This is a genomic window from Cohnella sp., from assembly GCF_041641335.1.
Taxonomy (GTDB): Bacteria; Bacillota; Bacilli; order Paenibacillales; family Paenibacillaceae; genus Cohnella.
The window spans coordinates 1-25,802 of sequence record NZ_JBEPYQ010000101.1; the positions used below are offsets into that span (position 1 = coordinate 1).

General features: G+C 57.7%; 19 protein-coding genes. All 19 read right to left on the reverse strand.

Annotated features, from left to right (window positions below):
• Positions 1-31: 31 nt before the first annotated feature.
• The 19 genes from ACESLM_RS25385 to ACESLM_RS25475 all read right to left on the reverse strand — a co-directional run bounded on the left by ACESLM_RS25385 (position 32) and on the right by ACESLM_RS25475 (position 24,847).
• Positions 32-3,838 (reverse strand): S-layer homology domain-containing protein, encoded by a 3,807-nt coding sequence (locus ACESLM_RS25385; protein ID WP_372636022.1) that lies wholly within the window; start codon positions 3,836-3,838, stop codon positions 32-34.
• A 238-nt stretch (positions 3,839-4,076) separates the two neighbouring features.
• Complete coding sequence (locus tag ACESLM_RS25390) at positions 4,077-5,204, reverse strand: glycosyltransferase family 4 protein (protein ID WP_372636067.1); 1,128 nt, start codon at positions 5,202-5,204, stop codon at positions 4,077-4,079.
• Positions 5,205-5,341: 137 nt separating this feature from the next.
• Positions 5,342-6,052, reverse strand: coding sequence for a WecB/TagA/CpsF family glycosyltransferase (locus ACESLM_RS25395; protein WP_372636070.1), 711 nt, complete (start codon positions 6,050-6,052; stop codon positions 5,342-5,344).
• Between the two features lie 135 nt (positions 6,053-6,187).
• The gene (gene csaB / locus ACESLM_RS25400) at positions 6,188-7,297 is read right to left on the reverse strand and encodes a polysaccharide pyruvyl transferase CsaB (RefSeq protein ID WP_372636025.1); all 1,110 of its coding nucleotides are present in this window, start codon (positions 7,295-7,297) and stop codon (positions 6,188-6,190) included.
• Between the two features lie 394 nt (positions 7,298-7,691).
• Positions 7,692-9,761, reverse strand: coding sequence for a DUF5693 family protein (locus ACESLM_RS25405; RefSeq protein WP_372636028.1), 2,070 nt, complete (start codon positions 9,759-9,761; stop codon positions 7,692-7,694).
• Between the two features lie 24 nt (positions 9,762-9,785).
• The gene (locus ACESLM_RS25410) at positions 9,786-11,489 is read right to left on the reverse strand and encodes a phospho-sugar mutase (RefSeq protein WP_372636030.1); all 1,704 of its coding nucleotides are present in this window, start codon (positions 11,487-11,489) and stop codon (positions 9,786-9,788) included.
• Between the two features lie 26 nt (positions 11,490-11,515).
• On the reverse strand, positions 11,516-11,953 hold the full coding sequence (fabZ, locus tag ACESLM_RS25415; protein ID WP_372636033.1) for a 3-hydroxyacyl-ACP dehydratase FabZ: 438 nt from the start codon (positions 11,951-11,953) through the stop codon (positions 11,516-11,518).
• A 160-nt stretch (positions 11,954-12,113) separates the two neighbouring features.
• Positions 12,114-12,623, reverse strand: a complete 510-nt coding sequence (locus ACESLM_RS25420) for a CDP-alcohol phosphatidyltransferase family protein (RefSeq protein ID WP_372636036.1) — start codon at positions 12,621-12,623, stop codon at positions 12,114-12,116.
• 121 nt (positions 12,624-12,744) lie between these two features.
• Positions 12,745-12,978, reverse strand: coding sequence for a DNA-directed RNA polymerase subunit beta (locus tag ACESLM_RS25425; protein ID WP_372636039.1), 234 nt, complete (start codon positions 12,976-12,978; stop codon positions 12,745-12,747).
• Between the two features lie 67 nt (positions 12,979-13,045).
• On the reverse strand, positions 13,046-13,864 hold the full coding sequence (locus ACESLM_RS25430) for a flagellar hook-basal body protein (RefSeq protein ID WP_372636042.1): 819 nt from the start codon (positions 13,862-13,864) through the stop codon (positions 13,046-13,048).
• Positions 13,865-13,878: 14 nt separating this feature from the next.
• Positions 13,879-14,742 (reverse strand): flagellar hook-basal body protein, encoded by an 864-nt coding sequence (locus tag ACESLM_RS25435; RefSeq protein ID WP_372636045.1) that lies wholly within the window; start codon positions 14,740-14,742, stop codon positions 13,879-13,881.
• Between the two features lie 113 nt (positions 14,743-14,855).
• Complete coding sequence (gene mreB, locus ACESLM_RS25440; protein ID WP_372636048.1) at positions 14,856-15,854, reverse strand: rod shape-determining protein MreB; 999 nt, start codon at positions 15,852-15,854, stop codon at positions 14,856-14,858.
• A gap of 197 nt (positions 15,855-16,051) precedes the next feature.
• Positions 16,052-16,339 carry a sporulation transcriptional regulator SpoIIID gene (gene spoIIID / locus ACESLM_RS25445; protein WP_094047597.1) on the reverse strand — a complete coding sequence of 96 codons (288 nt, stop codon included), beginning with the start codon at positions 16,337-16,339 and terminating at the stop codon, positions 16,052-16,054.
• Positions 16,340-16,539: 200 nt separating this feature from the next.
• Positions 16,540-17,670, reverse strand: coding sequence for an HD-GYP domain-containing protein (locus ACESLM_RS25450; protein WP_372636050.1), 1,131 nt, complete (start codon positions 17,668-17,670; stop codon positions 16,540-16,542).
• Between the two features lie 181 nt (positions 17,671-17,851).
• Positions 17,852-18,583, reverse strand: coding sequence for a peptidoglycan DD-metalloendopeptidase family protein (locus ACESLM_RS25455; protein ID WP_372636053.1), 732 nt, complete (start codon positions 18,581-18,583; stop codon positions 17,852-17,854).
• Between the two features lie 94 nt (positions 18,584-18,677).
• The gene (spoIID, locus tag ACESLM_RS25460) at positions 18,678-19,934 is read right to left on the reverse strand and encodes a stage II sporulation protein D (RefSeq protein WP_372636056.1); all 1,257 of its coding nucleotides are present in this window, start codon (positions 19,932-19,934) and stop codon (positions 18,678-18,680) included.
• A gap of 852 nt (positions 19,935-20,786) precedes the next feature.
• Complete coding sequence (murA, locus tag ACESLM_RS25465) at positions 20,787-22,172, reverse strand: UDP-N-acetylglucosamine 1-carboxyvinyltransferase (RefSeq protein ID WP_372636059.1); 1,386 nt, start codon at positions 22,170-22,172, stop codon at positions 20,787-20,789.
• 231 nt (positions 22,173-22,403) lie between these two features.
• Positions 22,404-22,664: a DUF1146 domain-containing protein gene (locus tag ACESLM_RS25470; RefSeq protein ID WP_372636062.1), complete on the reverse strand. Its 261-nt coding sequence runs from the start codon at positions 22,662-22,664 to the stop codon at positions 22,404-22,406.
• Between the two features lie 59 nt (positions 22,665-22,723).
• Positions 22,724-24,847: a S8 family serine peptidase gene (locus ACESLM_RS25475; protein ID WP_372636065.1), complete on the reverse strand. Its 2,124-nt coding sequence runs from the start codon at positions 24,845-24,847 to the stop codon at positions 22,724-22,726.
• Positions 24,848-25,802: the final 955 nt, after the last annotated feature.

The window sequence follows — 25,802 nt, forward strand, 5'->3', positions numbered from 1 at the left end:
GCGACCCCCCCCCCCCCCCCCCCGATTCCGTTTACAGTTTCTTAAGCTTCTTCATGATCCGCTCCACGATGACTGCCGCATCTGCGCGAGTCAGGTTGGAATTCGGTTCGAAACGGAACGACGCTTTACCGCCGGGAATATTGTTAGGAATGCCAGTGATATAGCCGGCCTTCTGCATAGCCAATACCGAGCTTGCCGAATAGACGCTGATCGTATTCGCATCGGTAAACAGTTTCTGCAGAGCTTCCTTGTCCTTCTCCATGTCGGCTTTGCTCTTCACCAGGTTCAGCGCTCTCGCGATCATGACGGACGCGTCTTCGCGCGACAGCGTATCGTTAGGCCAGAACAAGCGCGGAGATCTTCCACGAATATATCCCTTTTTAACTGCGGTTTCGATGTACCGATAGTTCCACAACGCATCCGGGAAGTCGATCGGAATGACATCGTCGAACGTCATATTGTTCGGATCGTACTCAAGCGGAATGTCCAGCATCTTCACCAGCACTTGAGCGAACTCGCCGCGCGTGATGTTGTCGTACACTCCGAACGAGTTATTGTCTTTATTGAGCATGATGCCGCGGGAGAACATCGTTTCCAGCGCCAGACGAGCATAGCCGTGGCCAACGATATCGCTAAAGCTGTAGCGCAAGGACATAACCGCATAGTAGCCGAACCCGTCAAAAGAGCCCGTAACGGTTTTCTTCTTCGTGTCTACAGTGCCCCCTACGTTAACCCATCCTTGAGACGTATACCGCCAAACGCTGAGGTTGCGCGCGATCGCGTCCACGATATTCGAATCGTACTTGATCGTAATCGTTCCGCGCTGAGACGGTTCTAACCATTTGTCCGGATAGAAGGAACGGATGTAAAAAATGTCGTCCCCGTTATCCGTCGTGGCATAAGGGTGCATGGCGTCGATCAGTTGATAATCGTTGACCAAGCCCGTTCCCTTGAAGTAACCCGAGTCCACCCAGAACAGATTTGAGGCAAACGTAAAGTTGTTTTTCGGAATCAGTCGATCCGTCGCTTCCGCTCTGACCGGGACGTCCACGAGGATTCCGTCCATCGGATTCCCGTCCAGATCCTCTTCGCCAACCGCATTGTAACGTTTGACCGTACGGCCGTCTTCGCGGTCCCCGATTCCGAAATAGAGCTCCTGCGCATCGAACAGGTTGATCGTTTTGACGTCCTGTCCCGGATTCCGGTTCGCCTGCCTTAAGAACGTATTCTTAGGGAAGGTGAGCCCCAGTTCTCCTTTGAACAGAGAGATCTTGCCCGTAGTCGGAAGCTTGGTCTTGTACTGGGCGGTAACGGAGCTGTCGCCCGCGTAGTTCACGACGAACGATCCGTTGATCTTCTGCGTTCCCTGCTGAACGGTAAACTTGATCGTATTCTTGCCGACCTTCAAGTTCTTCAGTTCATGTCTGAAAATATCTCCGGTGCCTTTTACCATCTTCTCCTTGCCGATCGTTACCGAATCCGCTCCTTCGGCCTTGATGCTGACCTTCAGGAAATTGGAGTTAATGACACTCTCGTTCGGCAGCTGCGGCGACAAGATCTGGAACGGAGACAAATCGCGAATAATCGTGTAAGTCTCGGATACCGACACCGTGCCTTTGCGTACAATAATGGTTATATTCGTCTTGCCCGATTGCGGGAGCTTGACCCCGGACAGACGGAGCCGATACTTGTATTCGGGATCGGTATGGCTCGTGGCGGCCAGACTCGAGTTAGGTGGCTCAATGTACAGCTTGATCGTGTCATCAAGCACGGAGTCCGCGGTCTCCATCAATCCGGAATCGTTGCCGGTGTCCGTTACCTTCGCGGTAACGACTTTCTTGCCATCGATTTGAAGCTCCAGGCTAGTAAGCGCCTCTACGTCAAATAGCAAATCCATATCTCTCTCGGTCGTAGAGAATTGTTTGTCTCCCGTTGGCGCAAACTTGACATCGACATCGTTGAACTTGCGTTTGATATCCAATACGTTCGTATCCTGGGCAGGATCGATGACGAACGGAACCGGGCGAATATTTTTGATCGCCGGATTATCTTTGGAGAAGAAATACACCGTGAAACTCGTCGACACGGGCACACCGTTAGCGATCCCTTCGAAGATCAGCTCGTTGGCGCCCGGCAGTAGTTGTAGCGGAGTGGCTGGACTGCCCGGTCCGGCTATGGCCGAGTTGAACGTAAAATCGCCGGGTTTATACGTGGTCGTGGCTGTCGTCGGCGTATAAATCTGACCGACGCCGCTAGTGTTAATACGGTATCTCTGGCCATTCAACTTCATATACACGGTGTCCAACTCCGCGGAATCCAGTAGGTTGAAGTTGATCACCTTACCTTCAATCACAGGTAACGCATTCGACTCGAAAATTTGGCCATTATATACGTTGGACAGTTGAATCGAAGGCGCAGGAACAAACACAATCGTACGAGTCATGCTATCCGTGTAGGAACCCTTCGTCACGGTGAAGGTAAGCTCGACCGTTCCCGTCGGCATTTTGCTGATAATAATCGCTGGTTGTCCGGTGCTCGTCACCCTTGTGTCATGAACAAAATTGGTTCCCGTAACGGCAACTCCATTTTGCTTCGCGGTCACGGTTGTCGAGATGGTGCCCCCTCCAGGGTTGGTGACATCAAGCAAAAGCCACAATGGAACAATGCTCACCGCCGAGTTATTCGGGAAAGAAGCAGACGACGCGTATTGGATTTCTGAGCCTGTCCCGCCTGGATCCGTTACGTCATAGGCTTGCTTGATATCGGTAATGTAGGGCGAGTTCGCATTCCGATAAGTAAACGGAATCAGGATAAACGGCGTACCGCTTACGCTTGTATCGCTAATCTTGAGATTATACTTGCCGTTCGGCTGTCCTGCAAGGCTTAGGTTGCTATTGGTAGTAATCGAGTAGGTCGTCAAATCGCCTTCCACAACAACTGCCGCAGGAACGAAGCTGGCATCGCTTGCGACCGGAGTGCCTAAAGATGCGCCTGAAGCGTCCACGAGTTCTACTCTGAACGCAGGCGGTACCGATGATGAGGGGTTCGTCTTTAAGATAACCTTCGAAGTAACGGAACCGTCAAGCTCTGTGCTGAATACCGGATCCCCGTCCAGAGCAGTACCGGCCCAATTCACGTTGTAGGCTGTCAAAGATCCATTGAAATAAACCAGATAACGAGTAAGCTCATAGGTTTTGGTTCCGTTGCGCGCAAGAATGACCAGCTTGTTGTAGCCGCGCTTCAAACCAAGATTATTCAGCAGAAAAGTGCTGCCGGAACCGCCGAACATCTCCACGCCGTTGATCGTTACGTTGGTGGCATTAGGCGCATTGACGGAAATGGCTTCGTTTGCCCTGGCGGTAACGACGGGCGCCGAAGAGGACAGCGGTCTGCCGTCGGTAAGCTTGACTTCGGTGATGACCGGAACGTTGGAGAAATTGACGTAGGCTTCTCCCGATACGGCGTTTCCAACCTGGTTGACGCCGAGTACCGTAATCCGGTTCAGACCTTCATAAATCGTGACTGCGGCAAAGCGAAAGGAGTTGCCTCCGGTAATAATCGGTTGCGTTGAACTGTTCGAAGCCTCGACCGCTTGTCCGTTAACAATCTTCTCGATACGATAAGACAAATTAGTCACCGAGTTAAACGTACCGGCGATCTCGATTTGTTTGGAATTGACTTCCGTCGGGGAAGTGGGTGAAGTGCTGAAATCCCTGAACTGAATGTAAATCGGATCGGCCGCCTCCGATTTCGAAGGAGCTATCGGCAGCATCGATACGACCAGCGCCGCAATGAGCAGCCACTGCATGATGCGATTAATCGTCGGTTTCACTTTCATTACTCCTCCTTGTTATGCATTGGATCCCGTCACTGGCTTCCGTATTAGCTTGCCGTTACCGATTCACCGCCCGTCTTCTTGCATCTGCCAGTTAATTTAGACATTCCGTAATCCTGTTATCGGTCTTGAAACTATGAAAGTTTAGCCATCTTCCACCTTTTTCTCCTAAATTAAGCCTCAAGACATAGTAAAACCCCGAAATGCTTTAGCGCATTTCGGGGTTGCCTATTGGCCTTTATTATTTCCGAGAATGAGTCTGAGGCTTCATCCGAAGCCGGGCCAGGAAGTCCAGCACCGGACGGCGAGTCTTGTCGACGATGCCGATGAGCTCGGCGCCGATCTGGAGCAGGAACACAAGCGCGCAGATGACGATGAACGTGATCCAGTTGCCAAGTCCGGTGTTCGTGACAGCCGACTGAATGACCGCGCATGTACCAAAGAATGCCGCGATCGCGTAGATGATGAGCACCGTCTTGCGGTGGCTGAAGCCGAGCTGCTGCAGACAGTGATGCAGATGGCCTTTATCCGCTTCGAAGATCGGCTTGCCCTTCTTCCAACGGCGGACGATGGCGAAGAACGTATCGGACAACGGTACGCCGATAATCAGCAGCGGCGTTACGAACGACACGACCGTAATCTGCTTAAACCCAAGCATCGACAGCGTCGCCAGCGCGAAGCCGAGGAACAGCGCCCCGGAGTCGCCCATGAAAATTTTCGCCGGGTGGAAGTTGAAGAACAGGAATCCCCCAATGCTGCCGAGCAGCAAAGCTGCCAGCAGAATAACCGCCTCGTTGCTCATGATAATGCCCATCACGAGAATGGTGGCGATAGCGATCCCCGACACGCCTGCGGCCAGGCCGTCCAGACCGTCGATCAGGTTGATCGCGTTCGTCACGCCGACGATCCACACGATGGTGACCGCGACGCTGACCCATTCTCCCAGTGGCTGCATCGCAGAGCCGAACGGAATGTTCAGCAAGTCGATCTTGACTCCGAAACCGAAGACAACGATGCAAGCCGCGCCGATCTGCACGAGCAGCTTCAGCTTGGCGTTCAAGTCGTATTTATCGTCAAACGCGCCCAGCAGCACGATCAGAGTGCCGCCCACCAGCAGCGCGCTAATGAGATTGCGGTCGTAAGCGCTCAGATAGCCCTCCGGAACGAAAGGCATCATGCAGAGCAAACCGATGGTGAACGCCGCATAAATCCCTACTCCCCCCAGGCGAGGCATCATCCTGGTATGAACCTTGCGATGATTCGGCACGTCGATCGCGCCGACGCGGTAAGCGAGCTTCTTGACCAGCGGCGTCAACACGAGCGCCAAAGCCATTGCCGCAATGAATGAAATAAGTGCGATTCCTAGCATCCAACCGGACAACATTCACAACTCCCCTTTTTTCTGTACCGGAATGAATTATACTCCCGCCACAAGAAATTCAACAAGGTGGTCAAATCGTCGTTTTCAGCCGTTTTTCATGAATTATGCGATTTTCACGAGCTCTTTCATGACGGATTGCCCGCTTTCAGGACTTTATCTCCGTCTTTAATCACTTTAAGCGCGAAACGGGGCAATACCAGCATCCTCCTGAACCGCGATGGCTCCTGAAGCAAGCGATACAACCACTCCATCCCCGCCTTGCGGAAAAGGGCCGGCGCCCGCTTGAGCTTGCCCGACACCACGTCGAAGCTGCCCCCGACGCCCATCACCACAGGTACTCCGAGCTGAGCCTGGTGCTTCTCGATCCACGGTTCCTGATTCATCGTGGCCCGGGCGACGAACAGCATGTCCGGATTCGCCTCGCGAATCGCGGCCACGACCTCTTCATCCTCGCTGTCCTTGAAGAAACCGTTCCTGCAGCCCACGAAACGCACACCCGGAAACTGCTTGCTAAGCTTCTCCCTGGCCGCTTCGATGATTTCCGAAGTCGTGCCGAGCAGATACGCGCTCCAGCCCCGGATATCCCCTTCCTTCAGCAGCTCGTGCATCAGATCGAAGCCCGGCACCCGCTCCTTGACCGGCTGGTTGAGCCTGCGGGCCGCCCAGACGACGCCCGAGCCGTCGGGTACGACGAGATCCGCCGTAGCGAGCGTATGATGGAAGGACGGATTCTCCAGCCCGACCATCAGCATGATCGGATTGCCGGTAATGACCCGGTGCGGCGTTCTCGTCTCGATCGCCTTCGTCAAATAATCGACCGTTTCCTGCATATCCATTTTCGAAAACGGCACGCCATACAAAGAAACCGTAGGAAACGGCTTCGTATTCGCATCCACTAAAGGTCAACTCCAACTTATCGGACATTTCGTCTCATCTACCGGGATTCCCCTGAATCGACGTTAGCCTACATATTATTTACGAATGAAAGCGATAATTTGTTGCGCGGGTTTGGCAGCTTCTTCCTTAAGTTTCTGGATTACGACCTGCTTTTCGCTCCTCCACAGCCCGGGATCGCTCAGCAGCCCCGCCGCTCTCTCCGCTGCAGCGTCGGGATCGAGCGCCTCGGTCGATCCGATCGCCCGCTCCCCAAGACGCTGCAAGAACTGGTCGATCTTCGGATCGTAAGAGATGCCGAGCAGCGGCGCCTCCCGATTCGCCGCGTAGATCAGCGAATGCAGCCGCATCCCGATGAGCAGCGCGCATCGGCCCACCTCCCGCAGCATCAGCTGCGGGTCATCGTGCGCCGGGGCCAACTCGAGCTCCCGCTCGGAGTATGCCCCCGCGCGCGCCAGCCGTTCCATCACGTAGCGGGACGCATCCTCGTCCGCGCCGCGATGGAACGGCAGGAAGCGCAGCCGCGCCCGCACGCCCCGCGCGGCCAACGCTTCAAGCGCCGCAGCCGCGCGGTCCAGGTCCGCGCGGTCGCTGCGCCAAAACCTGACGGACACGCCCACCACGGGCAGCGTGTCCTCCCCACCGGCGCCGCCAATCCCGTCGGCGCCATTCCCTCCCGGCGGCAAACCCATCACCGGATCGGGCACCACCTCCACGCGGGACGCGGGAACGCCGTAGCCGCGCAGCAGCTCCGCCGACTCCTCGTCCCGCACCGACACGTATCGCGCGCGCTTGAACGCTCGCGCAATCATCGGCTTGAACATCGCCCGATTCACGGGCCCGATGCCCTGCGCATACACAAAAGTCGGCTTCCCGCACCAGCGAGCCAGCTCCATAATCCCTAAATAATACGGAATGGAGCCCAAGCCCGTTGCATCCTGCAGCAAACTCCCGCCGCCGCTGATCAGCCCGTCGCTCGCCTTCAGCGCCTTCCGGACCTCCGCCAGCTTCATGCGCGGCACCGACTCGACCCCATACTGCCGGGTCGTCCACTCCGGGTCTCCCGACAGCACGACCGGCTCCACCTTCGCGCCAACCGCGTCTGCCGCTTCCTCCAGCGCGGTCAGCATGCTTTTCAGCACCGCCTCGTCCCCGCTGTTCTTGAACCCGTAGTACCCCGACAGCACGAGACGATAAGTCCGTTTCCCGGCGCCCGCTCCGGTTTCCCGTCCTTTCTCGCTCTGAGCTGCACGCGTTTCGGCACCCGCTTGCCCTTTTTCTTCCCGCTGTCCGATTGTCCTCCGCCCCCGTCGTTTCCTTATCTCTATATACCTGTAGGATGCTCCAATTCGCCAAGTCCTACATCAAGTCGTTCCGATTTGTCCGGCGTTCGCAGCTGCCCAAACTTTCCCTGCAGCTACTAGTAACGTTACACCATACCGGCTGCCCATTTCCATAAAAATATTTTCATTTTCCTCACGCTCATAACAAGAGGAGCCCGATATGACTCGGACTCCTCTTGCATTTGATCGATTGCTCTTGCGTCTTCTTCCTCAAGCGACTGCCTCAATAAACTAAGACTTACCCCCCATCCTCCAAAAACCGCTTGCCCCAGCGCTTCCACAAGCGCTCCAGCAATTGCCATGCGCCGATGGCGACCAGGCCGATCAGCAGACCCAGCCCCAGTCCCAGCAGAACGCGGATCAGCGACAACAGCAGCGGCGTGTGGATGTGCGCAAACGTATCGACCATCGACAGCTGTGCGATGGTGCCGGCCACCAGCAGCACAGTCGCCCAACGGTAGCGCAGCGCCAGGAAAATGCCCGCGATGAATAGCGGGTGCCCGAGCATAAACTCCTTCGTCCGCGGACGTACGCCGAACGTATTTTCCATTAACGAGCGGAATTGCAGCTCGATGCCCGTCACCTGTCCGCTATTGCCCGTTCTGGACAAGTAATAGAAGCCGACCGCGGCCAGCACGCCGATCCCTGCCATCCAGAGCACCGTCAGAGGCATAGCCAGTATTTTCTTCGCGTTGCCGACAACCGTATTGCCCGAGCCGTAGAGGAACACGTACAGCGCCACCAGGCCGATCGGCAGCAAATGCAGGATGCTGACTCCCCGGAACTGCTGCAGCACCAGGCTGTAAGAAACGTGATTAAGCAGCGCCACGACGAGCGGCACCGCAGCCAGCGACAGTATCGTCGTCCGCACGAACAGCAGCAGCGCTCCGCCTAACCTGTGAAGCGGCGACATCGATTGATCTCCCGCGCCGTCTCGCAGCACGCGGATACGCTTGACGAGCAGCACGACGGCGGCCGTCGGAGCGGCGATCGCCGCGAGCAGCGCCAGAGCCTGTACCATCAGCGTAGAGCTTAATACGTACAGCCCTGCTCCGCCGATTACCCCAGCCGCCAATGCCGGCAGCGTGAGCGAAGGCAGGAACAAGCCGATCGTCAGCGCCACGAGCGCGATCGCGCCCAGCATCGCGATTCCCCGCAGAACTTTCTCCGCCGGGGCATGCTCGACCTGGAACGCCTTCGGCGACCCGATCTCGAAGCCGAAGTCGCGCAGCTGCTTGACGACGCCGACGCTGACCGTATTTCCGTCCTCGTCCTTCTCTCCCTTTAGCACGTCCACGATATTTTGCAGCGGATGCGTCACTTGCCCTTTCGTCGCATCGCGAACCGTAATCGCATTTAAGTACAGCATGCGGATATTGCGGTCCTTCACCGCCAGCACGAGCCGGTCCTCCAGCACGGGCTTCTTGATGGCCGACATCTCCGCCTCGCTGACGGAGTGCGCCCGGATTGCGTCGTAGCCCAGCAAATTAGCCAGCTTCGACATGCCCTTCTGAGGAATGCGCAAATTTTCGAAGATCGCCACGCCGATGCCGTGCTCTTTCAGCTCCCCGGCAAAACGCGTAATGCCCTTGTGCTCCTTATCGTCGTCCCCGAAGCCCGTAACCGCTTCGCCGTCGAATACGACGCGGTCGATTCCCAGACTTTGATAGAAGTCCAGCCATTTCGCCACTTCCGTCTGATCGAACGGGTCGAACCGGTCGGATAACCTTGGGATGACAAGGAAGCCGGCATCCCTAAGCGACTTAATTGCAATCGGATTCGGCTGCATAGGACGAAGCAGCGCGTCGTCGTAGCCCAAGCTCAGACGCAAACCCGTATGGCCCTTGACCGACCAATCCGTCACGTCCGCGCCATGATGGCGGAACGCCCATTCGATGATCGGGCGAAGCGTCGCTTCGTTTTCCGGACGATTGAACACGACGTATGTACCGTTGTCCTCCGGAGGAGAGACGCGGTCTTCCAGAAGCGCGGCCTGCATGGCGTTGTACACGTTCACTTCGCCCGCCCAGCTCAGCTCCTCCAGCGTGCTCTCGAACACGACCATTCCGTTGACTCCGGCGTCCTTCAGCAGCCCGATCTGCTCCTGTACGAAACGCCGGGGGTCGACCTGCGAATTCGACACCTGCAGCAAATCCCGGTAATCCATAACGATCGCGACTTGGTCCGCCGACGTCTCCGTCTGCTCCCTCGCGTAGACGACCGGTAAAGACGCCACGACGCCAACTAGCACGACCCACCATAGCCATTTCGCCATTTTTGCGTTCCATGTATTCAGCCACTGAGGCACAACAGTCACTCCTTCATTTCTAACTTAAGCCAAAGAATCAACGCGAGCCATTACCGCCGCCGTCAGCTTCTCCAGCGAAGCCGAAGCCTCGTCCAGCCCTTGACCGCGCACCGCAAAATAAATCTTGATCTTCGGTTCCGTTCCCGAAGGACGCAAGCAGAACCACGAATCGTCTTCCAGCAGGAACTTCAGCACGTTCTCGGCCGGCAAGCCGTCCAGCCCCTGTGAGTAGTCTAGCGCCTTCGACACGCGAACGCCCGCGATCTCTTCCGGCGGAGCTTCGCGCCAATCGTTCATGATCGCGCCGATCTTCGCTACGCCGTCCTTACCCTTAAGCGTCCGGGATTCGAGCTTCTCCAGGTACGTGCCGTACTGCGCGTACAGCTCCAGCAGCACGTCGTACAGCGTCTTGCCCTGGGACTTGTAATACGCAGCCGCTTCGCTGATCAGCAAGGAAGCGACTACCGCATCCTTATCCCGCGCATAAGTTCCCGTCAAGTATCCGTAGCTTTCCTCGTAGCCGAAAAGAAACTCATGAGAACCGTCCTTCTCGAACTGCGTCATCAGCTCTCCGATATATTTGAAGCCCGTCAGCGTGCTGAACACCTTGCATCCGTATGAGGCAGCGATGTCCGCTCCCATCTGGCTCGTTACGATCGTCTTGATGACCGCCCCGTTTTCCGGCAGCTTGCCCTTGGCCTTCAAATTGGACAATAAATAATGAACCATCAGCGCGCCGGACTGATTGCCCGTCAACACGACGAACTCGCCCTTGTCGTTCTTCACGACCGCGCCCATTCGGTCGCAATCCGGGTCCGTGCCGATAATGAGGTCTGCTCCGACTTCGCCCGCGAGCTTAATCGCCAGCGTAAAAGCTTCCTGCTCCTCCGGATTCGGAGACTTGACCGTCGGGAACATGCCGTCCGGCTGCTCCTGCTCGCTCACGACGCTCACCTTCGTGAACCCGGCTTGCGCCAGCACGCGTTGAATCGGCACGTTGCCCGCACCGTGCAGCGGCGTGAACACGATGCCCAGCTCCGCTCCGGCTCCGCCTTGGATCAGTTCCGGCTGTACGACCTGCGCCGCCACCGCGTCGACGAAACGCTGATCGGCTTCTTCGCCCAGCCAGACAATCAGACCTTGATCCTCCGCTTCTTCGCGGGTCAGCCTTTTTACCTGATCGAAGGAAGAGATCGCGCGAATTTCCGAGATCACCTGCTCCGCCTGATCGGGAACGAGCTGTCCTCCGTCCTCGCCGTATACTTTGTATCCGTTATATTCCGGAGGGTTATGGCTGGCCGTTACGACTACGCCGCCCGTCGCTCCCAGATCCCGAACCGCGAACGACAGCTGCGGAGTCGGTCTCAACGACGGGAACAGATAAGTACGAATGCCGTTAGCCGCCAAAACGCAAGCCGCTTCCAGCGAGAACACGTCGGAGTTGCCGCGGGAGTCGTGCGCGATGACCACGGAAGGGGATGAGGACTGGGTGCGGAGAAAGTTCGCAAAGCCTTGCGTCGCTTTGCCGATCACGTAGCGGTTCATCCGGTTCGTTCCGGCTCCCATGACGCCGCGCAGGCCTCCTGTGCCGAACTCCAGCTCCCGATAGAAGCGATCCTCGATTTCCCCGGCTTGTCCGGCGATTCCTCTAAGCTCCTCTTTCGTCGCTTCATCTATATTGGCGTCGTTTAACCATCCTTGGTATAGGTCATTTACAGCAGACATCATTCCCCATCCTCTCTTATATAGGTAGCTCAACCCTTAGAAGGATCCGAAAGAGCAAACATCAGCTCGCCTTCGGCGACGACCTTGTCGCCCACGCGAGCGACGCCGCGGCCTTTGCCGATCGGACCTTTAAGCCGCGTCACTTCCAGCTCGAGGATGAGCGTGTCGCCCGGCTTGACCTGGTCGCGGAAGCGAAAGCCGTCGATGCCGGCGAAGAAGCCGAGTTTGCCCCGGTTTTCTTCCAGAGCCAGCATGGCCACCGTGCCGACCTGCGCCAGCGCTTCGACGATCAGCACGCCCGGCATGACCGGATATTCCGGAAAATGCCCGACAAAATGCGGTTCGTTCATCGTGACGTTCTTAAGTCCGACCGCCCTCTTGCCCGGCTCAAGCTCCAAAATCCGGTCGATGAGCAGAAACGGCGGGCGGTGCGGGATCAATTCTTGAATTTGTACGATATCGAGCATGGTTTTTCCTCCTGGATATGCGGATTCCGCGCGTATAACCCCATCCTGCACGGCGAATAATACAGGCATCCCTCGGGCGAGCTGCAGCAGCCGGGGTTGATATAAGCCGCCAGCCGCCGGTTGAACACGTCCAATCCGGCGGCGGGTTGTTGCTTGCTCCTCAGGATACCCCGTTTATTCTCTTGAATTTCATAAAATAAATGAACGACGCCACGAAAGACAGGACGATTCCTCCCCACAGCGCCGGAACGCCTCCCGGCAGTTCCAAGAGCAGCAGCGTAATCGCCAAATAGTAGATGATCGTCGTCGCTTTGCCCACTCCGTTGGCGGGTACCGTCTTGAGTCCGCGGAAATAAAAAATTGCCGAACCGATGATCATCCCCACTTCCCGGAAAGCCATTGCGATGAAGGCAGCGAGAGGAAGCACGCTCTTGATTAGCAGGGCGAGAATGACGGCGAGCATCATCAGCTTGTCGGCAAGCGGGTCCAGCATGCTGCCCGTTACGGTAACTTGTCCGTTGCGACGGGCGATATAACCGTCGAGGAAGTCGGTAAACCCCGCCAGCAGCAGCGTGAGCAGCGCCGCGATCGCATAACCTTCGAAATACAGCACCAAAAACACGGGAATTAAAACGAAGCGGGACATCGTAAGCAGATTTGGCACGTTCATTCCCGCGTCTCCCCCGTTTCTCTCAAGTTCCCCACCATTATAACGCTCACCTCTATAAATGAAAACTCCCCGAGCAGAAGCCGGGGAGTCGCAGTCCCGGTTGCTAGGCGCAGACCCTGCGTTAAGCGCCCTCCGCGAACACGAGATCATACATATGCTTCCAGGTTTTCATATCGAACACTTCCGACATGGGCTTGTCCCCCAGGACGGAAAATCCGATCGCGAGTCCAACGATAAGTGCGGCAATGCACAAAACAGGTATAATCAATAGCTTTACGCTCATCCAAACGACTCGGGCGATGACCTTGCCTGCGGAAGGTTTGCTCTTGCCGTTCGAACGGGAAGGTGCTTTCATGAAAAATTCGTCTCCTTCGACGAGCAACGCCGCGGATCTTGGGCCTAATTCCGACCCGCCTCTCGCATCAAGCGCGCAGGTTGTTCGCCAGCCCCATCATCTGTTCGCTGGAGGACAGCGCCCTGGCGCTCAATTGGTATGCGCGTTGCACCATCATCAAATCGCTCATCTCGTCCGCCATGTTCACGTTGGATTGCTCCACGAAGCCTTGACGAACCGCTATGCCGGCTGCATTCACGTCGGCCGGTTCCCTAACGGCGCTGTTCGGATCCACGCCGATCGGAATGCCGTACAGGTTGTCCGCCAGCGTCTGCAGCAGCTCGGCGTTGGTCAGTTCGACCACTTTAAGCCGACCCAGCGCGACGGTCTCGAGACCGTCCGCGGCAACCGCCGTCAGCGTGCCGTCTTCCGCGATCCGCAGATCGTAGCCGTTCTGTACGCGAACCGGCTCGTCTCCGACCCCGATCACCCGCTGCCCGGTATTCGTAACGAGAACCCGCTCGTTCTCGCCGTCGGGAAGCAGTTGGAACGGGCCGTGGCGCGTGAACGCCCGGGCTCCGTCGACCGTGCGGACTTCGAACAGTCCGTTGCCCTCGATCGCGACGTCCGTCATGACGCCGGTTTCCTGAAGGGCTCCTTGGGTCATGTCCGTATGGATCGACATCAGGCGCGTCCCCCAGCCTTCGACGAGACCGAGCGGGGATTTTCTTCCCGGCTGATTGAAATCGGTCAACTGCTTGTTAACGCTCGTCAAAATATCCTCGAACACGGCCGTCTTGCGCTTATATCCTACCGTATTCGCGTTGGCAAAGTTGTCGGCGAGCATATCCAGCTTCTGCTGCAGCGAGCCCATAGATACGGATGCGGTAATCATGGAACTATTCATTTACTATGCCCCTCCTACACTCTGCCAATCTCGTTAACGGCTTTCTCCAAGCTGCGATCGTACGCCTGAATGACCTTCTGGTTCGCTTCGTATGCTCTGAACGCGGCCATCAGATCGATCGAGGCCTGCGTAATGTCCACGTTGGAACGTTCCAGGAAGCCCTGCCGCACCTCGACCTGGTCTTCCGCTTCGATCTGCCGGAGGCCGTTCGCTTCTCCCGCGTAGCGGAAGCGGCCGTCTCCTTCTCGAACGAGCAGGTTCGGATTATCCACTCGCATGATGCGAAGCTGAGGGGCGCCGGGCAGCGGCTCATTCGTCTCGCCGTTGATCAACCGGCCGTTCGCCGTTACGGTAATCTCGTCCCACGGCCGATCGACGACGATCGGCTGTCCGTCCGCGCCTGTCACCGGATAGCCATCCGACGTCACCAGCGTGCCGTCCTGCGCGGTCTTGAAGCTGCCGTCGCGCGTATAACGTTCCTGTCCCGCGACGTTCACGGCGAAGAAGGCTTGGGGCTGATACGTAATCTGCCCGTTCGCGTCGACGAACTTGCCCGATGGGTCGAAGTTCACTCCGTCCACGAAAATATCCGATACGAGCGCCAAGTCCTGGTTGCGGTAAGTTTCCCTAAGATCGCCCTGCGCCATGCTCAGCAGGTTCTCCTCCGCGAATACGCCCGTACTGAGCTTGCCCAGCTTGCCGTCCGAAGGATTCGGTCCGCCCATGGCATAGACGAGCATCTCCGGAAACGTGCGATTAACCGCATTGCCGCCCTTGAAGCCGACCGTATTGATATTCGCGATATTGTTCGTGATCACGTCGTGCCGTCGCTGCTGGGCGATCATTCCCGAAGCGGCCGTATACAACCCTCTTAACATGAAGCCTGTCCTCCTCGCGTGTGCTTGGTCTCGGTTGCTTCCGACCCGCCGAGCCGGCGGACGCCGCGGCCCGGAACCGCTTAAGTCCCCCGGCCGCTCGCGGAGCGTTCCGCTTACCCCAGCTTGCGGGTCATCTTGTCCAAATGATCGAGCATGATTCCGGTTCCCTTAACGACGCAATGCATCGGGTCTTCCGCGATGAGCACCGGCACCTTGATCTCGTCCGCGAGCAGCGCGTCCAGTCCGTCGAGCAGCGCGCCGCCCCCGGTCAGAATGACTCCGCGGTCGATAATGTCCGCGGACAGCTCCGGCGGCGTGCGCTCCAGCACGGACTTCGCGGAAGCGATGATCGACATGATCGGCTCCCACAGCGCTTCCCGCACCTCGTCCGAATGGATCGTGACCGTGAGCGGCAGGCCGCTGACCATGTCCCGGCCCCGGATATCCATCTCTTCGCGGCGGCCGCCCATGTAGACGGTGCCGATCTTGATCTTGATATCCTCGCTCGTCCGTTCGCCGATCAATAATTTATATTTGTTCTTTATGTATCTCATGATCGCGGCGTCGAACTTGTCCCCCGCGACTTTAAGAGAAGAGGCGGTTACGACGTCGCCCATGGATAGAACGGCGACATCCGTCGTACCTCCGCCTATGTCAACCACCATATTGCCGCTAGGCTGGAAAATGTCCATCCCCGCTCCGATCGCGGCCGCTTTCGCTTCCTCTTCGAGGAACACTTCCTTGGCGCCGCTTCTCTCCGCTGCCTCCCGAATGGCCTTCTGCTCCACCGACGTAATGTTCGTGGGGGCGCAGATCAGAATGCGCGGCCTGCTGTACCAACTCTTGCCTCCGACGCGCTGGATAAAAGCCTTCAGCATCATATCCGTCACTTCGAAGTCGGCAATTACACCGTCCTTAAGAGGACGAATGGCGATAATATTGCCCGGAGTACGTCCGACCATCCGATGGGCTTCCTCACCCACCGCAAGCACTTTGCGAGAATCGCTTTCAATGGCTACCACTGAAGGCTCGTCGAGCACGACTCCCTTGCCTTTTACATGAATGGATACGTTCGCCGTACCCAGATCGATGCCGATGTCTTTGCTAAACATGCGTCTTTTATCCCTCGCCAAAATGGAGTGTCTAATATTGTAATAGTATAATATTCGATGCATGCACGGCAAATCCTTCTTTTCAACGATTCGGAAAGGATAAAATCCGACATCCTTCTCCGAATCGTCTCCGAAAGCCGCTTCAACGCCCGCAGAACGCCGATAACGCCTTTGCTTTTTCGACATCGTCGGCCAAATTACGCTTTGCCGGCGGTCATGACCTCCCGCTTTTTGACGGTCGTCTTCTTGTACTTGATCTTCGTCGCCTCTCCTCCTCTCAGGTGCCGGATCGACTTGTGGTACTCAAGGATGTGCTTGACCTGGTCCGCCAGATCCGGGTTGATCTCCGGCAGCCGTTCTGTCAGGTCTTTATGCACCGTGCTCTTGGAAACGCCGAACTCCTTGGCGATCGTACGAACCGTGTTGCGCGTCTCCACGATGCAGCGGCCAATCTTGATCGTGCGTTCCTTGATATAATCGTGCACGCTCCCGCCTCCCTGCTGAAATAGATTGGTACAGTATATGAGGGGCGCGGTCACTTATTCTAGATGGCCAAGCCTGACAAGCTAGGAAAGTCCCTTTTTTGACGGAAAACATAGGTCCTACGGCCGAAAAGCTACTTCTTTAGCCCTAGAAAAAAAGACGAAAGGGACTTTTCCCTTCCGTCTGCGGAGCGGTTTGGCGGCTATTTGTCGGCTTTGCTGACGATGACGACGTTCGTATGCGATTGCAATTCCAAAGAATACGGGACAATGACGTCCCTTCCGTCGCTCTCGCGGTACACTTGGACGAGCGGTCGTTGAATCGGACGGCCTGCCGTCTCCATAACGGTCGCCAGCTGTCCGCTGCTCAGCTGCACCTTGGTCGAGACCGGATAGATGATGACGTGTCCCAGGAACGAGCGGATCAGTTCCCAATCGAAATCGTAATTGCCCGACGCCGACAAATATTCGATCGCCTCCGCGGGCCCGTACGCGTTCCGGTGATGGCGAGGGGAGCCCAGCGCGTTGTAGACGTCCGCGATCGCGACGATCTGCGCGTACTCCGGAATTTTATCGTTCGTCATGCCAAGAGGGTAGCCGGAGCCGCGATACCGTTCATGGTGGAGCAGGGCGCATTGCGCGGACAGCAGCGGAACCTCCTTCATCCCCTTGAGCACCCGGTAGCCTTCGCTCGTATGCTGGCGCAAAATCTGCTGCTCTTCTTCGTTCAAGCTCCGGTTTACTTTCGTGAAATCCGCGGGCAATCTCGTCATGCCGATGTCGCAAAACATCGCGCCCATCGCCAGCTCGTACTTCTGCGATTTGTCCAACCCCCGCGCGGCCGCCATGATGCTCGAGCACAGCGTAACGTTCAGAGCATGCTCGAACAGCATCCGGTCCGTCTGCAGCATGACGCCCAGTTCCTCCGCGAGCGCCGGCTGGCGGGAGATCTCCAGCACCATCTCGCGGAACTCCTGGCGGAAGTTGGCCTCCGGGAACGGCAGCACGATCTGCTCCATCATCGCTCCTCGGCTTACGAACTCGCCGATGATCCGCCCCGCTTCCTTGCGGGGCTTATCGTCGTTCTTCATCTCCGCGATGTCGGGCCGCTCCCAAGCGAGCGCGTTGCCGCCCCGCTTCTTCTCGTAGCCTCCGTCGGATTGGCCGTGGCGGCTGGACAGATGCACGTACTTGATTCTAAGAGTCTTTAATCTCTGAATATAGTTCTCCGTGAGAACGGTTCCGGCCTCCAGCATGACCATACCGTTGTGGTTCAGCACCGCTCTCTCCAGCACGTCCCCCGGCTTCAGTTCCGCGGTACCCACGATCCTCATCCCGTACGCCCCTTCGCCTGATCGAATTCCTGCCTATCGTTATTGCAAAATTATGACATATCCCCCCGTTTCATGTCGAGAGCCGTCCGCAAAACAAAAAGAGGACCAAAGACGGCTTACGCCGTTCTTGATCCACTTTTTGTTCCTTTTGGTGCTTGATCGGTCACTTCCGCAGCGCTGCTTACTCTTCCGACTTGATCAGCTTGTTCGGATTAACCGATACGCCGTTCTCCCGAACTTCGAAGTGCACGTGGGCGCCTTCGCCCGGCTCAAGCTCGCTGTGGCCTGCCGATGCGATTACGTCGCCTTGCTCTACTTCGTCTCCCGCTTTCACTTTCAGATCCGTAAGGCTTTGATAGACGGTCACCAAACCATTCGGGTGCTCGATTTGCACCTCATAGCCGTTGGTCGGCGATTGGGCGGCGACTTTGACGGTTCCGCTCAGCGCCGCCAGAACCTCGAACGACTGTCCGTCTTCGCGGGCCAAGTCGGTCGCCATATGCGGCGTGAACGTGTTCTGGTACTCGACGGTGGCGGCTGCGCGCTCTTCCACGGATGCCGAAGCGTCGTAGAAAGGCATCAGCGTCGTCATGTCTTCGATCTTCTCTACCGGCCAGCGAAGCGTTTCTCCGTTCGCGAGTACGGCCGATGCTTCCGGACTTTCCTGTCCGCTCGAGGCGGCTTCGCTCTCGACTCCTGCTTGACCGGGGATTGCCGGATCTTGCGGATCCTTGCCCGTGTTCAGCCAGAGAATCGTTACGATAATTGCTGCCGCGGCCATGTACGCTGCAGGGAATACCCAGCGCTTGGAGAGAAATTTCTTCCATCCGGTAGGCCTAACAGCGGGAGACGTGCCCGCAATCGACTTGTGGGATTCTTCGATTTTGCGTGGCGTTTTGTTTCCTTCATTCATGGTTTTCATCACCTCAGTAAGCCATTGTTACCAGGTGAAGAGGTTTTATACCTGAATTCGCTGGAAGATTACAATTTTTATAGTTCTACCTCGCCTATAGTCGTTTATTGGACGGAATCGCAAGCTTAGAAACTTGCTCCAACCGCGCCCCCATATAATAGTGTGCCAGAATGCGCGGCGCGTCATACCCTTCTCTCGCCATTCCTTCCGCGCCCCACTGGCTCATGCCCACGCCGTGTCCGTACCCGTAGACGGTTATCTTCAGCTTGCCGCGATCGGCCTTCCAATCGAACGAAGCCGAGCGAAGCCCGAGCAGCCGCCTGACCTCCGTCCCGGCTAGACGTCGATCGCCCGCCAGCATCGTCTTCACCCTTCGTCCCTCCGTCCGCTCCAGCACCCGGATGAGATCGCCCGAAGCGCCGCCGCGGCTGACCGGCGCCGTTTTTACCCCCAATAGATCGTAAACCTCCGTCAGCTCCATCTCTACCGTTTCCTTGGCTCTATCGGAGATCTTCGAATCCCACGGACTCTCTACCGAACGCAAATACGGACGTTTGGTCGCAAACACTTCCTCGGAATTTTCCGTATAACCGTTGCTCGTGGAGAAAAACAGCGCCTCGATCGGCTCGTTCCCGTATACGAGAATCCGGCCTTCCGTAGCTTCGGCGGCGGAGCGGACTTTCTCCCAACCTGCTCTATCGTCCGCCTTCAACCGCTTCATCTCCGCGACGGACAGATAGACTTGGTGCTCCTGCGTATCCGTCACGTCGACCCCGTTCGCCGCCTCTCCCGCGCGCTCTCCCAGCCACAGCCTGCGCGCCGCATACGTCCGGGCCGCGATCGCCTGCGCCTCCAGCGCCGCCGGACGGAACTCGAGCGGCATCTCCGCCGCCACTACGCCTTGAACATACGTCTCCAGCGGCACCGTCTCTACCTTCCCCGTCTTCGACAAATATACGGAGATGCGAGGCTGCTCGTAGGAGGAGCTCTCTTTGCTCTTCGCATCGTCCCCCGCTTCGGACGCCTCTTCGCCCGCGCCGCTCCGCCCTTTATTCTCTCCGTCCGCCTTCGCCCGCTCTCCCGCTTCACCGGCCGTATCGCGAATGCCTGCACGCCCAGATAAGCCCGCGACCGCATCGATTCCCCCATCCCGTACTGCCGCCTCTGCCGCAGGAGCTTGTCCCGCCTCTGCCGGAGGAGCCTGTCCCGCCGCATCGTCGGCTCCGCCATGAAGCGATACCCACAGGCAGAGCCCAATCATCGCGCCCGCGGCGTACGCCATCCCGATGACCGTCCACGATACCTTTCCCCCGCGCGTCCACCCTTTTCGGCCGTATGCCTTCCTTCTCACCCGTCCACCCCGCTCGGCCGTATTTCGGCAAGCGGTCCGCCGCGATCCGGCTCGGCCGCTACCAACCGATGCTTTCAAAATATGCGAGAGTGCGAGAGGGTAGAACAACCGACCCGGGCTCGATTGGCTAAGGCCATGAAAGTGCCTCGGCGCTTCCCAAGCTGCGAGACTAAGGCCAAAAAAGTGCCTCCGCGCTACCCAAGCGGCAGAGCTAAGGCCAAAAAAGTGCCTCCGCGCAGCCCGAGCTGCGAGGCTAAGGCCAAAAAAGTGCCTCGGCGCTACCCGTGCCGCGCGACTAAGGCCAAAAAAGTGCCTCCGCGCTACCCAAGCTGCGAGGCTAAGGCCAAAAAAGTGCCTCCGCGCTGCCCGAGCTGCGAGACTAAGGCCAAAAAAGTGCCTCCGCGCTGCCCGAGCTGCGAGGCTAAGGCCAAAAAAGTGCCTCCGCGCTGCCCGAGCTGCGAGACTAAGGCCAAAAAAGTGCCTCCGCGCTGCCCGAGCTGCGAGGCTAAGGCCAAAAAAGTGCCTCCGCGCTACCCAAGCGGCAGAGCTAAGGCCAAAAAAGTGCCTCCGCGCTACCCAAGCTGCGAGGCTAAGGCCAAAAAAGTGCCTCCGCGCTACCCAAGCAGCAGAGCTCAGGCAAAGAAAGCGCCTCGGCGCTCCCCCCCAAGTTACGGGAAGTTTCCAATGTATGCGCTGCTTTAGCCAGCGCACTCTCGATTTGTTGCTCGGACATCCCAGCCCGCTCTATGTCTACTACAAAAAACCCCCGGACCACAAAGGCCCGGGGGCAGTACATTCGATAGCGGCTAAGTATAAGATCCGTTAATCCATAAGCTTCCGTTACGCGGCTGATTAGGCCAGCGTCGGTTGTATGTTGCGGATGACGACTTCCGCCGACGCCGCAGCGCGCTGTTCGAACTGCTTCATCAAGTTGTCCGGCTGCAGAGCCGCCTTTTCCGACTCCTCGAGGACGTCTTCCGGCGATGGCGCGCGATAGACATCCGCTCCCAGATCCGCCAGCTTATTAACGATATTCACGTAACCCCGCTCGATATGGTGGATGCCGCCGACCTCCGTGCTGCCGTCGGCCGCCAACGCGGCGCAGATCAGCGCGGCTCCGGCCCGCAGGTCCGTCGCGCACACGCTTGCTCCGGAGAGCTTCGTGCCGCCCGTAACGATCGCGGTGCGTCCGTCCACTTTAATCTCGGCGCCCATCTTGATCAATTCGTCGACATGCATGAACCGGTTCTCGAATACCGTTTCCGTCACGATGCTCGTTCCGTCCGCGACCAGCAGCAGCGTCATCATCTGCGCTTGCATGTCGGTCGGGAAACCCGGATAAGGCAATGTTTTCACATCCACGGCGCGAAGCGGCTTCGCCGCGCATACGCGGATGCCGTTCTCGTCGCAGTCGACTTGTACGCCCATCTCTTCCATCTTGGCGATGATCGGACCGAGATGATCGCGTATCGCGCCTTCGACGTAGACGTCTCCGCCCGTAATCGCGGCGGCGATCATGTACGTTCCGGCTTCGACCCGATCGGGAATCACCTGATGCTCGGCCGCATGAAGCCGCTCCACGCCCTCGATGCGAATAACGCCGGTGCCCGCTCCGCGGACTTTGGCTCCCATCGCGTTCAGGTAATTGGCCAGATCGACGATCTCCGGCTCCTTGGCCGCATTCTCGATAACGGTCGTTCCGACCGCGGTCGTGGCCGCCATCATGATGTTCTCCGTGGCGCCGACGCTCGCGATATCCAGATAAATTCTGGCTCCGCGCAATTTGCCGTTCACTTTCGCCTCGATGGAGCCTTGGCCGAAGCCGATCTCCGCTCCCATCGCCTCGAATCCCTTCAGATGCTGGTCGATCGGACGAGTGCCGATGGCGCAGCCTCCGGGCAACGAGATGCGCACCTGACCCACGCGAGCCAGCAACGGCCCCATGACCAGGAACGAAGCGCGCATTTTACGGACCAGCTCGTAAGGCGCTTCCCAGGCGGTCAGCGACTCGGCGTTCAGTCGTACGCTATCGTCTTGATGCTGCGCGTAAACCCCCAAAGCCGCGAGCACTTGAAGGATATTCTTAACATCGTCCAGGGCGGGAACGTCATGAATGACGCTTGATCCTTGCTCCGCAAGCAGAGATGCGGCCAGGATCGGAAGGACGGAATTTTTAGCGCCGTGCACGCGGACTGTTCCCGATAGGGTGCGTCCGCCGCGGACGATGATTTTGCTCATGGGTGGTTTCCCTCCGCGCGTAATAGATTCATTCCGAAGCACTGGCAAATGTACCCTACTCCGAAAAACCCAAATTTTATCATACCACTTCGCACAACATTGACACAAGCGGCATTTTTTGGGACGATCAGCCGCCATTCGACTTCGTTCGAGCCCTGATGGACGAATGCTTGGGTTTGTATATTATTGCCCAATATCGAGAAATTTCACGACAAATCGGGCGAAAAGCAGCTAAACGCCGCCAAACAGCCACTTGAGGGTGCCGACCCAGCTCGAGTAGTCGAGCACGAACCTCGAGACAAGATGGCCCAGCCCGATAGCCGCCAACAGCTGCAGCACCCGAACCTTCGGGCCCCGCGGATCGCGAGCGATTTTTTCCCATCTGACTTCCTGCAGGACGATCCAGGCAATGACGACGCAACCTAACGTTACGAAGATCGAAAACAGCCCGTTCCATCCCGCCAGCTCGAACAAACCCGATTCATTCCCCATTTCCGACTCCTTCCGCCCTCAGCGGAGCTTTCGTCGCCCCGATTCGAGCCTTCCCCTTGCTACTCGTTCGCCGTTTCCAGCTTAAGGCTGTAATGCTGACCGCGGTTGTACCTGTCCGCAGTCACCTGAACATAATATGTGCCGGGCGGCAGCATTATTTCTCCGCTTATCGTTTTCTGTTCCTTCCCGTTGATCCATTGCTCTAGCGTTTGCAGCTTTTTATCGCGCAATTCAACGTTCATGACCATCGGGGATGGGATGTTCGCGACGCCGAGCTTCACCTTCGTCTTCTTCGTCAGCGCGAATCGGTACCAATCCTCGTCCTTGGTCGTCTGGATCAGACCCTGGTAGGTCTTCCCGATCACGAGCGGAGTCGACGTAAGCGCGGTTTCGTTCGGCTCGTATAAATCCTCCTTCTCGGTAATGTATTCCAGAGACACGGTATATGTCCCGATTACCGCTTCCGGATTCGACGATACCGCGTTGGAGATGCGGAAATAATACTTGCCCGCCTTGGCATTCGCGACCGCCCCGTACTCGATGCCTCCGTCTCCTCGCTCGTCGACGAGAACCATTTTGCCTCCGGCCGGATAGATCCGCAGCTCGGGATCGATTCGCGTCGTGTCCGGCGTCACCGTCAGCTTGAGGCTGCCGGGCTTGGGAAGCGTCACCGCGAACCAATCGACGTCGCCACGCTTGTGGAACGTTCCCGTCCACTTCTGACTGCGGGCGGGAAGCGTGGCCGCCGATGAGGACGTATCGTTCGGCTCGCTCGCGTCGGGATTCATCGAGAACCCGGATACAAGACGATAGTCCTGGGCTTCCGCCTTCGAATTGTCCGGCAGCTGCGTCAGCAGCCAGTTGCGTCCTTTTTTCACCGGCCACTGCATCAGCACGCCATCCGGCACGGCTTCCGCCGGCTTCGGCCTGACCAGCTTGCCGTCGCCGTCGTACAGCGAGAACTTGCCCCGATCGCCGGAGAGGCTGAACAAGCCGTCGTATTTCGCGTCGAAGACGAACCAGTCCGCATCCGATTTGCCGTCCCATCTGCCTGCAACCTCTTTGCCGAGCGGCAGCTCGCTTGCCTGAGAGCGCATATTGTTCGGCTCCCGCCAATCGGCGGAGTCGCCGGCCAGCAATGCGTTCACCGCGGACAGCAGGCCGTAGCCCGAGTTCGGCGTCCAAGGCTTGAGCACGTTCAGCGGAGTGGCCGTTCTTCGCAGCGTCTCCCGGATGCGCAGCGGCTCCCACTCCGGATAGACGGCCTTAAGCATCGCGGCAGCCATCGCGACTTGCGGCGCGCTCATCGACGTGCCTTCCATCTCGATCCCGCCGCCGCCGATCGCCATCGTCTGCACCCTCCAGACGGCTCCGATGTCGTTTTCCGGTCCGGAGGTCGAAGACGAGACGTTCCTCATTCCCTCGATGCCGGCAACGGAAATGACGCTCGGATAAGCTGCCGGATACTGCACGGCGGCCGTATCGCCGAAGATCGCCGCATCGTTGCCGCTTGCCGCAATGAGCAGCACGCCGCGGCTTTCCGCGTAAGCGACCGCTTCGCGCAAGCTCTGCGCATCGCGCCTGAGGCCCAGGGACAGCACGACGATGTCGGCACCTTGGTTGACCGCGTAGCGAATGCCCTGCGTCAGCTTCTCCTCATTGCCAGCACCGAATTCGTCGAGCGCCTTGATCGGCATGAGCTTGCCCTTCCATCTGCCCCCAGCCGGAGACAAGTCCCCGGCCTTGGCGGCGGATACGATCACGCCCGCGACCGCCGTCCCATGGCCGTTGTCGTCCTGCGCGGACTTTCGGCCGTTGACAAGATTAATGCCGGGCAGCAAGTAGGACTTTAGATCCGGGTGATTAAAATCGATCCCCGTATCGATAATCGCGATCGTCGACGTCACGTCCCGGTCCAGCCATGCCCAAGCTTCGTCGATGCCGGTCATCCCGATATATTCGGGCAGAGGCGGGATAAGCGCCGGCGCGTTCCGGATCATGTCCGTTCCGATCGCTTGCGTATGGACGCTCGTCCACGATTTTGCGCTCTCGATCTCTTGCGTCCGGGGAGACGCGAGCACGGCGGAGACAAGCAAGACGGCGGACACTGCCGCTATCGCGGCGCGTCTGTCCGCGCCGTATCGGCTATTCGTCGCGCCAATCTTCGCATCTGTCCTCTCCATCTCGCATCCCCCGCCTTTCGTCTTCCCCATCGCTTACGGACTATTGTATCTGCGCCGCATGACAAATTTCTGAATAGGCTTCGCGCAGCTTAGGTTTTCAGAATTTTTTCAACTTCTGTATTACCTAATTTCGCCTGCGAACCGCGCATTCCCTGCCGCTTGCGGAAAAATAGGGACTAAGGTCGCAATTTGTCGCTCCGCGAACGGAACTGCCAACAAAAAAACTACGACTGACCAATTGACCTACAAATAGCTTGCTAGATCTCTCGGAGTAAAGATTTTACGGAATTATCGTTTAATCTTTGCCATCCTGGCTTTGCCCTAGCGTCGATATGCGCGATTCTTTTCCAGTTATTTCCTCCGTTTGACACCCAATTCGGTCGAAGAAACTCACGTAACGGTCTGCCAGACCGCTAGAGGCAGTCATCCACTCGGTTTCGCTCACGTAACGGTCTGCCAGACCGTTAGCGGCGGTCATCCGCTCGGTTTCGCTCACGTAACGGTCTACCAGGCCGTTAGAGGCAGTCATCCACTCGGTTTCGCTCACGTAACGGTCTGCCAGACCGTTAGCGGCGGTCTTCCGCTCGGTTTCGCTCACGTAACGGTCTGTCAGACCGTTAGCGGCGGTCAATACGAGTGGGTCTAAATTAATTCTTTCGGTGTGTGCTCATGTGTGTGAATAGGTCAGTCGTAGGAAAAAAACAGGGGCCGTCCCCAAGTCAGTGACGACTTTCGAGACAACCCCTCCGCCAAGACTTCACACCCGGCTACAACCTTATTACTGGATCAGAAAATCCAGCCTTATGGAGAACAAGCTATCGATCCAATCAAGAATCGGCACCGGCAGGAATCCGAGCGCCAGCGTCGCGGCCGCGCAGATCCAGATCGTAATCGCCGCAGGCGCCGTCAGCTTCAGTCCCGAATCCGCCGAACCGCTTCTCATGAACATCTGGCG